The sequence below is a fragment of the Bradyrhizobium sp. Leo170 genome, assembly GCF_004296405.1.
Classification (GTDB): domain Bacteria; phylum Pseudomonadota; class Alphaproteobacteria; order Rhizobiales; family Xanthobacteraceae; genus Bradyrhizobium.
This window is the reverse complement of the sequence record NZ_PSRR01000047.1, coordinates 24,182-36,293: the sequence shown is the minus strand read 5'-3', so window position 1 is coordinate 36,293 and position 12,112 is coordinate 24,182. Positions and strand designations below refer to the sequence as shown.

Sequence of the window (12,112 nt, the reverse complement as noted above, 5' to 3'; positions counted from 1 at the left end):
TGCGGTAACCGGCTGGCATCGCAAGCACGCGGTTCGGGCGCTTGCCAGCCTTGTCGCGATTTCGCGGGAGGCCCGGCGGCAGCGAAGGCCGACCTATGGCGCCCCTATCAGGGATGCGCTGGTGGCGCTATGGGAGGCCTCGGATCGGATCTGCGGCAAGCGGCTCAGGGTAATGATTCCGACGTTGCTGCCTTCGCTGGAGCAGCATGGCCGGCTCAAGCTCGACCAGGCCGATCGAGCGCTGGTGCTCGGCGTCAGCGCAGCCACGATTGATCGCCTGCTGGTCGAGACCAAAATTGCCGCGGCCGGCGGTAAGCGTCGGCGGGTCGGCTTTTATTCGGCGGTACGGCGTGAAGTTCCGATCCGGACGTTCAACGACTGGCACGATCCGCCGCCGGGGTTCTGCGAGGTCGACATGGTGGCTCATGGCGGCACATCTGTAGCTGGCTCGTTCATTCAGACATTGACGATGGTCGACGTCGCGACTGGTTGGACCGAATGCATGCCGCTGGTGACGCGCGAGAGCGGCCTCGTCGTGCGAGCCATGGAGCGCGCACAGAACCTGTTTCCCTGGCTCATTCGCGGCGCCGACTTCGACAACGACAGCGCGTTTATGAACGATGTCGTCGTGCCCTGGTGTCGCACGCAAAAGATCGAGGTGACACGCTCGCGCGCCTACAAGAAGAACGATCAGGCTTTCGTCGAGCAGAAGAATGGCGCGGTCGTCCGGCGACTTGTGGGATACGTCGCTTCGATGGCGTCGGGACGACGCGCGTGCTGGAACGCTTGTATGCCGCATCGCGGCTGCACACCAACTTCTTCCAGCCGTCCTTCAAGCTGAAGGACAAGCGACGCGAGGGCGCGAAAGTGATCAAGCGCTATCATGTTCCGGCCACGCCCTATGCGCGCGCACTGGCGCATCCGAAGTTGAGCAAAGGCGTCAAACGGCGTCTTCGAGAGCTTTATCGCACGCTCGCCAGCACCTCGCACATCCCGAGGTGATTACCGAATTTGTCGATGCCTATAACGCCGAGCGCAAACGGCTCAAGAAAGAGGCGAGCACCGAACGCACCCGGATCGAGCGGCGGCTCGGCGAGATCGAGCGCGAGATCAAACGCATCGTCGATTTCATCGTCAAGGGCATGGCGACCGACGCGCTCATCCCGCGAATGAATGAACTGGAAGCCGAGCGCAAGACGTTTGCCGCGCGGCTTGAGACGGCCAAGGAAGCCGACAACGTGATCGCGCTGCACCCGAAGGCCATCGACCGCTATAAGCGCACGGTGAAGGAGTTGGCGAATGAATTGAAGCGCGGCACCCCAATGGAGTTTGCGACCATCCGTGAATTGGTGACGGCAATCATTGTGCACGCCAGCCCTAGCCGAGCGGGTGGCGCCGGGACGAAGGCGAACGCTGAGGATGGTCGGAGCGTGCGGATCGACATCAACGGGCGCCTCGCCGCGCTCTGCGGCAATCCGGCTTTGTTCTCCAATATCGCTACGTCGGGGGGATCGTTGGTAGCGGGGGTCCGCTACATCGCTAGACCCACTATTTCGCAATCGCTGTTTTCTTACTGGAGAGCAGCCTAACTCGCAACGTGGACCCTTTGTAGCTCGGCAAAAGCCGCCGTTCATACGCTATTTGTCGCCGGCTCGAAAGGTCCCTGCATAGGTTCAAATCCTGGACGCAGGCGCTCCCACAAACTTCCTCCGCTCGCAATTTCCGTGAAGTAGGTATCGGCGGTTCGAGAAGCGCGCGAGGGCGTTTCGGGCGCGCGGGGACCGCCGGTATGCTTCGGACCCGGCAGGAGCAAGCTAGTGCAGGGCTTCCCAACTAAGACCTAGCCGGGAGCGAACTACGGTGGAAATGCCGACGCCTTCGCAAGCGCGGAGCGTTAACTCAAACACCTGCGCGTTGTATGTCGCACGCGTCTCCCTGAACAGACTAGGCTCAAATGCCAGTCAACGAGCACAGTCCTGTCCTCGAAGAACGGACCGGACGTCCAGATTCCGTGTCCGCAAATCCACGCGCCGGATTTCAGCTTTGACGGGCAACTCGCCTATGCCCCAAATGGTGGAGAGAGGTCCGTGACAGAACTTGCGCAACACAGATTCAAACCATGGGAACATCGCGACACACCTTTCGCGCAAGATCAAGGTCGGCCGCCAAGTCTTCCGAACCGGTCTTGAAAAGTTGTGATTGAAGGAAAAGCGGCATGGAACAGTCCCCCCAGATCGGTGACAGGATCACTGACAAGTCAGCATCGCCCGATGATAGCACTGTCCGCGACTGGATCGGACCGGGCGCGTTCAAGCATTGGGCCTCTCTGCAGAACTGGATCGAGGAATTCTACCCCGGTGTCTTCGCGCCGGAATGGCTCTATGGCGGCAAGAAGCGCGGCTGGTCCCTACGCTACAAGAAAACAAAGGCGTTTTGCACCTTCGTGCCGGAATACAGGCGGTTTTCGGCCGTGGTGGTCTTGGGGGGAGCAGAACGAGACAAGTTTGAGGAGCGCCGTTATATCTGGCGCTCGCAGTTGGTCAAGCTTTACGATGAAGCCCAAACATACCCGGACGGGAAATTCCTGACAGTTGCGATCTCATCCGCAGATGATCGGCATGATGTGACGGAGCTTTTGACTATGAAGCGCCCTCCACCGTCGCGCGCTTGAATGTCGCGGAAATCTTAAGTTTCGCGGCAAAGTCGGCAAGACGCTGGATATTCAGCAAAAAGTCTGTCACAAGAATCGGATGGTGCCGAGCGGCCATCCGGCCGTCAGATCTCGCAACGACGTTGCACGATGCGTTATCGCGTGAAGAGTTAGCTTCAGCCCACCAACTACCGATCAATATGCTCCGGCAGGAGTGTCGTTACGATCCGCCCTATACGGCCACTGTTTGTCAGCGCGACGTTCGTGCAGATTTGCCAAACAAGTTGCAGGGTCTGCTCGACGAGCGCGACGCATGCGCCGCCGGCGGCCGGGTAGCCATCAATTCCCCGATCTCATCCACAGCCCTTAGGCATCAGGCCTTCCGTAGGTTCATCGACCAAGTAGATGCTGGGTCCGAGCAACATCACGCGAGTGAACGCCAGAAGCTTTCGTTCTCCCCCGCTCAGTGATTCCGCAATTTGTCTACGGCCCGCGGCGAGCCGCCCGAGGCGAACATAGGCTCTGTCAATTTCCTTCTTAGCTATCCGGTTTGCGAGCATTCCCCGTTGCTATGGAAACTATACATGCCGGCTATTGGAAAGCTTCGTCCCGTGTTGCGATCAATGCGTAGAGCTTTCGCGGATTTCATGAGTGACGTTGATTGGCTCATGGCTCACTCCCTACGCGCTCAAGAGGCATTCATGGCTTTCACATTAAAGATCAACGGCTCACCCCATGAGATCGATGTCGACGGCGACATCCCCTTGCTGTGGGTGCTGCGCGATGTGCTCGGCATGACCGGGACCAAGTTTGGTTGCGGCCAAGCACTGTGCGGCGCCTGCACCGTGCATATCGACGGTCAACCGGTCCGCTCCTGCCAGACGTCGGTCGATAGCATCGGCGATAGCGCGGTCACCACGATCGAGGTGATCGGCCAGACGCCGCAGGGCGCGGCCTTGCAGAAGGCGTGGCTGGAGCTGGAGGTGGTGCAGTGCGGCTACTGCCAATCCGGCCAGATCATGTCGGCGGCGGCATTGCTGAAAGATACTCCGAAGCCGAGTGATGCGGATATCGACTCAGCGATGTCGGGAAATGTCTGCCGTTGCGGTACCTATCAGCGTATCCGGGCCGCGATCAAGCAAGCAGCGGGAGTTTGAGCCATGGATAGGCTGATTCTAACGAACCGGATCGAAGGTGAAACGGCGATGTCGCGGCGCACCTTTTTTCAGGGCACAGGTTTGCTGCTTGGTTTTGCGCTGACCGGTGCAAGCACGGAGTCCGTCTTCGCGGCGCCTGCTTCTCAGGTGGTCGAAAACGAGGTCACGGGTACTTTCGCGCCGAATGGTTTTATACGGATCAATCCAACCGGCGCCGTGACCCTGGTCATTCCGATGATTGAGATGGGACAGGGCGTTTACACGTCGCTCTCGATGCTTCTCGCTGAAGAACTGGAAGTGAAGCTTGACCAGATTCAGGTTCAGCATGCGCCGCCAAATCATGCGCTTTACGTCAACTCGATCATCGGCATTCAAAATACAGGTGGTTCCGCCTCTGTCCGCGCCTTCTGGACACCGCTGCGTCAGGCAGGGGCAGTCGGTCGTAATCTGCTGATTGCGGCAGCCGCAAAGCGCTGGAATGTCGATCCAGCGGCTTGCCGCGCCAAGGATGGCGTCGTGTTCGATGCGTCAGGCTCGAAGCATCTGGGCTACGGCGAACTTGCGACGGCTGCGGCGAAATTGCCTGTGCCGCCTGCGGCAACCGTCAAATTGAAGGATCCAAAGGATTTCACCCTGATCGGCACGCGTGCCAAGCGCGTGGATTCACCGATAAAGGTCGATGGGCGCGCGCTCTACGGCATCGATACGCGACTGCCAGGCATGAAGGTTGCAGCAGTTGCTATTTCGCCCGTGCTCGGTGGCAAAGCGAAAACGGTGAACGATAAGGCCGCGCTGGCAGTGAAGGGCGTCCGGCAGGTGGTCAATATCGATGAAGCTGTTGCCGTGGTAGCGGATCACACGGGTGCGGCGAAGAAGGGGCTCGAGGCTGCCGCCATCACGTGGGACGATGGGCCGAACGGCAAGGTCAGCAACGCCGATATCGTCAAGCAGTTGGAGGAGGAATCCAGAAAGCCAGGCGCGGTTGCCCGTAACGATGGCGATGCAGGGAAGGCTCTTGCGGCGGCGGCGCAACGGGTTGACGCCATCTATCAGGTGCCTTTCCTGGCCCATGCGGCGATGGAGCCGATGAACTGCACCGTCCACCTGCAGAAGGACCGTTGCGACATCTGGGTCGGGACACAGGCGCCTACGATCACACAGTCTCTGGTGGTCGAACTCACCGGCCTCCCAAAGGAGGTGATCAAAATTCACAATCATCTGATTGGCGGTGGCTTCGGCCGAAGGCTGGAGGCCGATGGCACGGTGCTGGCCGTCAAGATCGCCAAGCACGTCGATGGTCCGGTGAAGGTGATCTGGAGCCGCGAGGAAGACATCAAGCACGATATGTATCGGCCGTACTATCTCGATCGGTTGTCGGCCGGACTTGACGCGGCCGGCAAGCCGGTTGCTTGGACGCATCGGATCGCCGGCTCCTCAGTCATGGCTCGCTACTATCCCCCTTACGTCAAGGACGGATTGGACCCCGATGCCGTAGAAGCGGCAGCCGAGCCGCCCTATGCGCTGCCCAATATCCACGTCGACTTTGTCCGGGTCGAGCACCCTGGTGTCCGGACGTCTTGGTGGCGCGGCGTCGGACCGACTCACAATGTTTTTGTGGTCGAAAGCTTCATAGATGAGCTCGCTCATGCTGCGAAGCAGGATCCCGTCGCTTACCGCAAGGGATTGCTTGGCCACAATCCGCGAGCGCTCGCTGTTCTGTCGCTCGCGGCGGAAAACGCAGGGTGGGGATCGCCCCTTCCCGCGCGGCATGGCCGCGGAATTTCGGTACAATTCGCATACGGAAGTTACACGTCGCAGGTCGCCGAGGTCGAAGTGGCGGCCGATGGCTCCGTCAAAGTCAAGCGGATCGTCTGTGCGATTGACTGCGGCATGTACGTCAATCCAGATACGATCGAAGCACAGGTTCAAGGTGGAACGCTTTTCGGCCTGACTGCCGCGCTCCATGGGTCAATCACCTTCAAGGATGGACGGGTCGAGCAGAGCAATTTCGACAGCTATCTGCCAATGCGTATCGACGAGGTACCGGTGGTGGAGACACACTTGATTAAGAACGCGGAGGCTCCGGGTGGCGTTGGTGAAGCTCCGACAGCCATTGTCAGTGCTGCAGTGACCAATGCGATCTTCGCCGCGACCGGCAAGCGCGTGCGCAGCCTGCCGATCGATACAAATTCGCTGAAATCGTCGTCTTAGTCCTTGCCCGTCATCCCGCGCGCGTTGTAGCGCGCTCGGGATGACGGTCGGGAACTAAAGCCGCGGAGCATAATGACTATGGGAGCGTTCGCGTTCTCGGCAGGTCCCAATTTCGTCTAATTGGCAAGAGACGAGGTTCAGTGGTACGAACAGCATGGCGACGCCCCCGCTGATCCTTGGAGAACAGGTTTCGGAGCACTATCGGCGCCGGTAGCCGGGCAATAAATAGGCCACTACAGCCATGCGGAACACCTCGAAAGCGGTTCCAAAGCAGGCTCTCGTCGGGCAGAACGTTTCGCCGCCCGCGGGCGCCACTGTCAAATTGTCTACAACAGACCTCAACAACTTGATGCAGGCGCTCGACATCGATGTCATCGCGCTGACTGAGATTTTGGTGCCGCACGGCCATCGAGTCGAATTTGGGACGATTGACGTACCCGGGATCCACTACAACTTGAGTGGCGTGGGACGCATGTCCATCAACGGCGGACCAGAGATGCCGTTGAGCCCTCATTTGCTCATCATCGTGCCGCCAAACACTCCGTTCACGATCGAGGTTGGCGGTGGAAGTAGCCCACCGAAGCTCATTTCGAGAGACTGCTGGACTCGTCAAGACGGCATCCTCCGCATCGCAGTGCCAAACGAGCAACCCGAAATTGTTCAGATATGCGGCTTTTTTAACGCATCCTTTGGTCAGTCTGTGAGGCTGTTCGGAGAACTCCGCGAACCCGTGATCGAGCAATTCGAGCCAGCGGACAAGATCGATCTGAAGCTTCGCGAGGCTATAGACGAGTTGCTACAACAGGAGGTCGGCGTTGGAGCCATGACAGCGTCTCTGCTCAAGCAGATCGTTGTCTCGTTGGTGCGACGGTCCCTCAAGTCATCCCAGCGGTGGACTGAACGATTCTCGATACTTGCCGACAGGCAGGTCACCCGTGCTTTTGCGGATATGGTGGCGCGGCCGGGAGCCGCCCATTCAGTTCAAAGCTTGGCACACAGTGCAGGATTGAGTCGTTCGGCGTTCATGGCGCGTTTCTCGGACATCTTTGGACAATCCCCGATGGCCATCTTGCGAGACTTGAGAATGCGCCAGGCTGCGATCGATTTGACGACAACGACGATGTCGATCGACGTCGTTGCTCTTAATGCGGGGTACGAGAGCCGTTCAAGTTTTGTGCGAGCTTTTCGAAAGGCGTACAATCGAGATCCGAGCGACTATCGACGGATAGCCAAGGAGGGCAGAGCCCGGAAGGAGATCTGAGAACAAGGTGCGATCCGAAAGCAAGAACGGGGCTGCCCCGCCATGGCGCCCTCCGCCTTGCGTCATGCAGAGCGGCGCTCAGACTCAGGTACTTCTCCGCTCGCAACATTTCGCTTCAAGTTGGCCGCGGCGAAGGCGTAACCCCCGGAAGCACCGTCAACGAAGTGCACGTGATTGGCTCGCGTGGGTGATGGCACGAAGCACGTAAGATTTGCCGCCGACTGTCGATGCGTTCCAAAAACGCATGCTCCTCTCCGCTGAGCCTCTTCCAAGCGTGCGTCAACGACGTCAGCGAATTCAGATGAGCAGTCCACTGTCATACGTAGGCCGTCATCGAATTTTCGGTAGTCCGTATTCTCCACAAGCTCTCGCCGGAACTGAGCTTCATGAAAACCACCAATAGGAATTCCCACCCGCGTCAGAATGGCGCGCAAGCATTTCGCAGCCCAAGCCGCAACGGGCATCTTTCGGCTGCCTTTCTTGATGGCATGATCAAGATGGTCGCCGGTCCATGCAGGGAGCGGGCCTTCGACAGGCAACTCATCTGAACGGAGCGTCCGCAGGAGCTCCTGTATGAGTTCCACGAACGAAGTCGGATCATCGCACGGAACGACGATAAGAGAAAAGATGACGCCGTTCTTGGCGCTGATCGGCGCAAATCGGCACGAAAGACCCGTGAGATCGGCTGTTACTCCCACGGGCGCGCGCGGAAAGCTGTAGTCGCCTTGCTTGAGTTTGCGCTCTGCCCAGGCGAGTCCTCCACCGGCAAACATCGCGTAGGTGACGTTCGAAGAGGGCGCGAAACGGCTACCAGGACGTCCAAATGCTGAGCTCGAATGTCCGCGATAGGAATCACCGCAATGCGCAACGTGAGACCCAATGCGTCTTCAGCCCAAGCGGCGGTTTTTGCCAATGTATCCTTGGTGATGGACGAATAGGCGCTGGGCGCGGCGAAGCTCGCGCCATCTCCTCCGAACGTGGACGGAAACTGTAGGTCGGGTAGTGCATTGCTCACGGCGGCAAGAACCGCCGCACCGACCGTATTCACCTCACGGTACCGCCCTTGTTCAATAGCTTCGGTGGAATGGCTGACGTCCGTAACAGCGATGGTCCAGTCATGAGGTAGAGGGCGATACCGATCTCGCCGCAGTACGTCATCAAAAGTGTCGAAGGGCACAAGCGCCTGATAGAAGCGGTCGTCTTCGCCCTCTTGGTCAACCCTTCTCTGGAAACGACCGACTTCGAAGGCTGGCTCTGATCCATCCACCATCATTTGCACTCCCTTCGGTCGTCGTCGGAGTTCAGGGTGAAGCTGCTAACTCACTAAGGGTCAGCAATCGCCAGTCTAACGTCAAAGCCCTAGACGGGATTTTTGCGGGAGCGTAGGCAGTCACCCGAGCTTCGCGGGTGGCCATGCGCTCGGGGTCAAGCTCTCCTGGTCGCCTCGAACAGGAACCATGAGCGACTTTCCGCCTCGTCGATCCAGTTTTCGATCAGGCTGGCGGTGGAGACATCGCCATGCTCGTCGCAGACGTTGTGGGTCTGCCGCATCCGCTGGCTAAGCGCCAGGTTATCTTCCTTCAGCTCGGCCAGCATGTCTTCGGGCGTGACGAAGCCAGCATCATTGTCCTCGATATGCTTCACTCTGGCGATGTGGCCGATCGAACGAATCGTTGTGCCGCCAATCTTGCGAGTTCTTTCCGCGATGTCGTCCGTCATCGCAAAAATCTGCGCGGCCTGCACATCAAGGAGGAGGTGATAATCCCGGAAATGCGGGCCTGATATGTGCCAATGGAAGTTCCTGGTCTTGACGTAGAGCGCGAACACGTCTGCCAGAAGCACAGTGAGCGCCGCCGAAATATGCTTGGTGGCATTGGAGCCGAGATTGCTCGGCGTGTCGAGTGGTGCCTCGCGGCGCTTTCGCGCGTCTTCCATACTCATTTTGATCCCTCCTTCAGGGTTCTACCTTAGGCCACGTCGGCTCGCGCCGGAGCTCCGGAGGTCCGCTTCAGATCCTCGACCAGCATCGCCACGGCGTGGCGCGCAAGCGCCTGAGTCGGGGCGTTGGTATTGCCGCTGGTGATGTTCGGCATGATCGAGGCATCGATCACCCGGAGGCCGTCGACCCCGCGAACCCTGAGCCTCGCGTCGACCACCGCTCGCGCATCCTGGCCCATCCGGCACGTGCCGACCGGGTGCCACATCGTCGTCACGACACGCTTCACCCATTCGCCGATCTCCGCATCCGACTGGACGTGTGGGCCGGGATCCATCTCTTCCTCGATCACCGGCGCCAACGACTCCTGGTCCATGACCTTGCGGATCGCGCGCACTGACTCCACCGCGGCCCTCAAGTCTTCCTCCTCGCCGATGAAGTTCGGGTTGATGAGAGGCATCGACGTTGGGTCGCTGTCGGCCAACCGCACCCAGCCGCGGCTCTTGGGCTGAAGCACCACGAGTTCGAAAGTGATGCCCGAGCGGTCGCCCGCCGGGCCGAGTTGCTCGGTCACGACGATAGGAGCGTGATAGCATTGGATTGTGGGTTCGGCGGAGAAGTCGGACGGATTCCAGTGAGTCACCGTCTCGATGCCGTTGCCCGACGCCGGGCCATCCTTGGTGACGAGATAACGCAAGCCCGCCTTCACGCTACCGAGGCCCTGCGCGGCAGCCTGATAGCCGAGATCGCCCTTTACATAGACACGGACCGGTACCATCGGGTGGTCTTGGAGATTTTCGCCCACCTCCGGAGAATCGACGATCACCGCGATACCATGCTGTCGCAGCTGCTCGGCTGACCCGATGCCAGAGTGCATGAGGATCGTCGGGCTATGGACGGCGCCAGCCGACAGCACAACTTCGTCGGCCGTGATCCTCTTCAGGCTCGTGTCCATGAACTCAACGCCGACAGCCCGCTTGTTCTCGACGATGATGCGAACGACGGTCTTGCCGGTGAGAAGGGTTACGCGGCCCGAGGTGAGGTGCGGACGCAGATAAGCGTCGACCGCGCTGCATCGGCGCTGATCTCCGACCGTCGACTGCACTGGCGAGACGCCGATCTGGCTCTTGCCGTTATAGTCGGGATTATAGAGAACCCCATATTCCTGGAACGCCTTGAGGCAATATTGGTTCAGCTTATTGATGCCCTTGGGCAACTGGACCGCCAGACCACCATCTATGCCGTGATATTCGTCGTGGAAGGTGTCGTTGTCTTCCTGCGCCATGAAGACGGGAAGCAGGTCTTCATACGACCATTTGCCGGTGTCGCCGACCGCGTCCTGCCACGCAGCGAAGTCGCGTATCTGACCACGGACGTAGCACATCGCATTGATCGAGGAGCCGCCGCCGAGTACCTTGCCTGAGCGATATGCGCGCTTTGTGCCGTGCTGGGGAACCGTCTCGTATTTCCAGACATGCCGGTCGTGGGCCAGCAGTTTGGCGAAGCCGGCCGGAATGTGGATGAACGGATCGCGATCCATGTCGCCCGCTTCGATCAGCGCGATCGACGCATCGGTGTGTTCGGCGAGATAACTCGCGACAACGCAGCCGGCCGCGCCCGCGCCGACAATGACAATATCGTAGGCTTCCTGGGACATCAGTGCCGTTTTTCTTTCATAGCATTTGTATCGTTCAATCAACGCCCGTCGCTGACGCAGCGCCATCGCGGCTCCTGATCCTGAGATTGATCGGACCATGCTTTTGAAGAGTGACCTTGCAACGCCGGCGAGGGAAATCACCTCTCGCCATCGAGTCGATAGACGATCGTTATCGTCGCTCCCCGAGGTCGCCCTGGCGACGTTCGCCTCACCGGCATCGGTGAAGTACCAGAGCTGCGTCGCAGCGTTTCGCGAGACGTGCTCTCGCGCTCGACGAAACAAAAAACGCGGTCCGCGTGTCACACCGGCTCCGGCCGCGCCGTCATGACTCGGGACCAACACTACCGCTGTCGCCTAGCTGATCCGAACCCCGCACATACCCGCGATGATCGCGGCCGAGATAGCGGCGCTTATTGCCACGCCCGCGCCCCAAAGACGATTTGCGGCGCGTCGATTGACGCCATGCGCGATCAGCACCACTCGCAATCCCGACGTAAGATGGCTTAGGACAAAGAAGACGCCGAGCGCGTAATGAGGCAACAGCCGGATATTCCATGCGTCATGAATGAGCCCGGTCGGGGCTCCGATCGCGAAATTCCAATCGGTCGGTATACCGAGAAAGCTACGAGCGTAGATGAAAACGGAGTTCATGTGCCCGAGGATGTACAGCGAGAGGTAGGCCCCCGAGCCGACCTGAAATGTCCGATGGAGGCCCTGCGGGGCGGCACTCCAACGCCAGGCCAGAAACAGGCCGGTGCCGATCTGGAAAAGCATGGCCGCGACCAACAGCGGTTCACCCACGTCAGAGCGGTAGACGACGCGGCCGACCTTCATGACGGCCGCATGTGCGTCGGGGCCGATCAACCCAAACAAGTGATTGGCTAGATGGAACGCCACATATAGAAACAAGACCGCCGCCGTCATTCCGTGGACAATGCGCCAGCGCCCCACGGTCGGCCGCGTCGCAGCGACAGGATTGCCGGCGGTCTGTGACCAGATCGCGATTGCGAGCCAAAGCACGCACCACACGAGTTCGTCGGGGATGGGGCTATGAATCAGGGCCTGAACGACGCCAAGAAAAACGAAGAGCGTTGGGGTCGCTACGCCGGCATAGGCGAGCCGCCGCGCCCATGGATCGGCGTCGGACCGGCAAGCGAGCGCGAGCGCGAGAAACGGCACGACGAACGCCACGGCCAGGATCAAGGTCGCGGCGACAATTGCGAGAGGCGAAGGTATTGCG

At 59.7% G+C, this 12,112-nt stretch carries 11 protein-coding genes and 1 pseudogene; 7 read left to right on the top strand and 5 right to left on the bottom strand.

Annotation, left to right across the window (positions count from 1 at the left end; translation table 11 throughout):
* The 4 genes from CWO89_RS11355 to CWO89_RS11345 all read left to right on the top strand — a co-directional run.
* Positions 1-841 (top strand): integrase catalytic domain-containing protein (locus tag CWO89_RS11355; protein ID WP_130578702.1); only part of this gene is annotated, 841 nt, incomplete at its 5' end.
* Positions 775-1,002, top strand: coding sequence for a hypothetical protein (locus CWO89_RS45805; RefSeq protein ID WP_165421100.1), 228 nt, complete (start codon positions 775-777; stop codon positions 1,000-1,002). The genes CWO89_RS11355 and CWO89_RS45805, both read left to right, overlap by 67 nt.
* A complete protein-coding gene (locus CWO89_RS11350; RefSeq protein ID WP_207234458.1) occupies positions 999-1,589 on the top strand; it encodes a hypothetical protein in 591 nt (196 codons plus the stop codon). The genes CWO89_RS45805 and CWO89_RS11350 overlap by 4 nt, the downstream gene beginning before the upstream one ends.
* A gap of 626 nt (positions 1,590-2,215) precedes the next feature.
* On the top strand, positions 2,216-2,671 hold the full coding sequence (locus CWO89_RS11345) for a DUF3788 domain-containing protein (protein ID WP_130578701.1): 456 nt from the start codon (positions 2,216-2,218) through the stop codon (positions 2,669-2,671).
* Between the two features lie 332 nt (positions 2,672-3,003).
* Here the strand turns inward: CWO89_RS11345 and CWO89_RS49465 are convergent, their stop codons facing one another.
* Positions 3,004-3,210: an ATP-binding cassette domain-containing protein gene (locus CWO89_RS49465; RefSeq protein WP_130578700.1), complete on the bottom strand. Its 207-nt coding sequence runs from the start codon at positions 3,208-3,210 to the stop codon at positions 3,004-3,006.
* A 141-nt stretch (positions 3,211-3,351) separates the two neighbouring features.
* Between CWO89_RS49465 and CWO89_RS11335 the strand changes: the two genes are divergently transcribed.
* From CWO89_RS11335 to CWO89_RS11325, 3 genes are all read left to right on the top strand, one after another.
* Positions 3,352-3,807 (top strand): (2Fe-2S)-binding protein, encoded by a 456-nt coding sequence (locus CWO89_RS11335; protein ID WP_130578699.1) that lies wholly within the window; start codon positions 3,352-3,354, stop codon positions 3,805-3,807.
* A 48-nt stretch (positions 3,808-3,855) separates the two neighbouring features.
* A complete protein-coding gene (locus CWO89_RS11330; RefSeq protein WP_245475997.1) occupies positions 3,856-6,018 on the top strand; it encodes a xanthine dehydrogenase family protein molybdopterin-binding subunit in 2,163 nt (720 codons plus the stop codon).
* Between the two features lie 241 nt (positions 6,019-6,259).
* Complete coding sequence (locus CWO89_RS11325) at positions 6,260-7,279, top strand: helix-turn-helix transcriptional regulator (RefSeq protein ID WP_130578697.1); 1,020 nt, start codon at positions 6,260-6,262, stop codon at positions 7,277-7,279.
* Positions 7,280-7,341: 62 nt separating this feature from the next.
* On the opposite strand, the pseudogene CWO89_RS49460 reads toward CWO89_RS11325, so the two are convergent.
* The 4 genes and pseudogenes from CWO89_RS49460 to CWO89_RS11300 form a co-directional block, all read right to left on the bottom strand.
* Positions 7,342-8,549, bottom strand: a pseudogene (locus CWO89_RS49460) (DUF3095 domain-containing protein).
* Positions 8,550-8,704: 155 nt separating this feature from the next.
* Positions 8,705-9,220 (bottom strand): Dps family protein, encoded by a 516-nt coding sequence (locus tag CWO89_RS11310; RefSeq protein WP_130578694.1) that lies wholly within the window; start codon positions 9,218-9,220, stop codon positions 8,705-8,707.
* A gap of 26 nt (positions 9,221-9,246) precedes the next feature.
* A complete protein-coding gene (locus tag CWO89_RS11305; RefSeq protein WP_130578693.1) occupies positions 9,247-10,872 on the bottom strand; it encodes a GMC family oxidoreductase in 1,626 nt (541 codons plus the stop codon).
* Between the two features lie 354 nt (positions 10,873-11,226).
* Positions 11,227-12,063, bottom strand: coding sequence for a hypothetical protein (locus CWO89_RS11300; protein WP_245475995.1), 837 nt, complete (start codon positions 12,061-12,063; stop codon positions 11,227-11,229).
* Positions 12,064-12,112 lie beyond the last annotated feature (49 nt).

Coding starts and splice junctions, on each gene's coding strand:
- CWO89_RS11345 (WP_130578701.1), top strand. CDS start 2,216: ATGGAACAGTCCCCCCAGATCGGTGACAGGATCACTGACAAGTCAGCA.
- CWO89_RS49465 (WP_130578700.1), bottom strand. CDS start 3,210: ATGCTCGCAAACCGGATAGCTAAGAAGGAAATTGACAGAGCCTATGTT.
- CWO89_RS11335 (WP_130578699.1), top strand. CDS start 3,352: ATGGCTTTCACATTAAAGATCAACGGCTCACCCCATGAGATCGATGTC.
- CWO89_RS11330 (WP_245475997.1), top strand. CDS start 3,856: ATGTCGCGGCGCACCTTTTTTCAGGGCACAGGTTTGCTGCTTGGTTTT.
- CWO89_RS11325 (WP_130578697.1), top strand. CDS start 6,260: ATGCGGAACACCTCGAAAGCGGTTCCAAAGCAGGCTCTCGTCGGGCAG.
- CWO89_RS11310 (WP_130578694.1), bottom strand. CDS start 9,220: ATGAGTATGGAAGACGCGCGAAAGCGCCGCGAGGCACCACTCGACACG.
- CWO89_RS11305 (WP_130578693.1), bottom strand. CDS start 10,872: ATGTCCCAGGAAGCCTACGATATTGTCATTGTCGGCGCGGGCGCGGCC.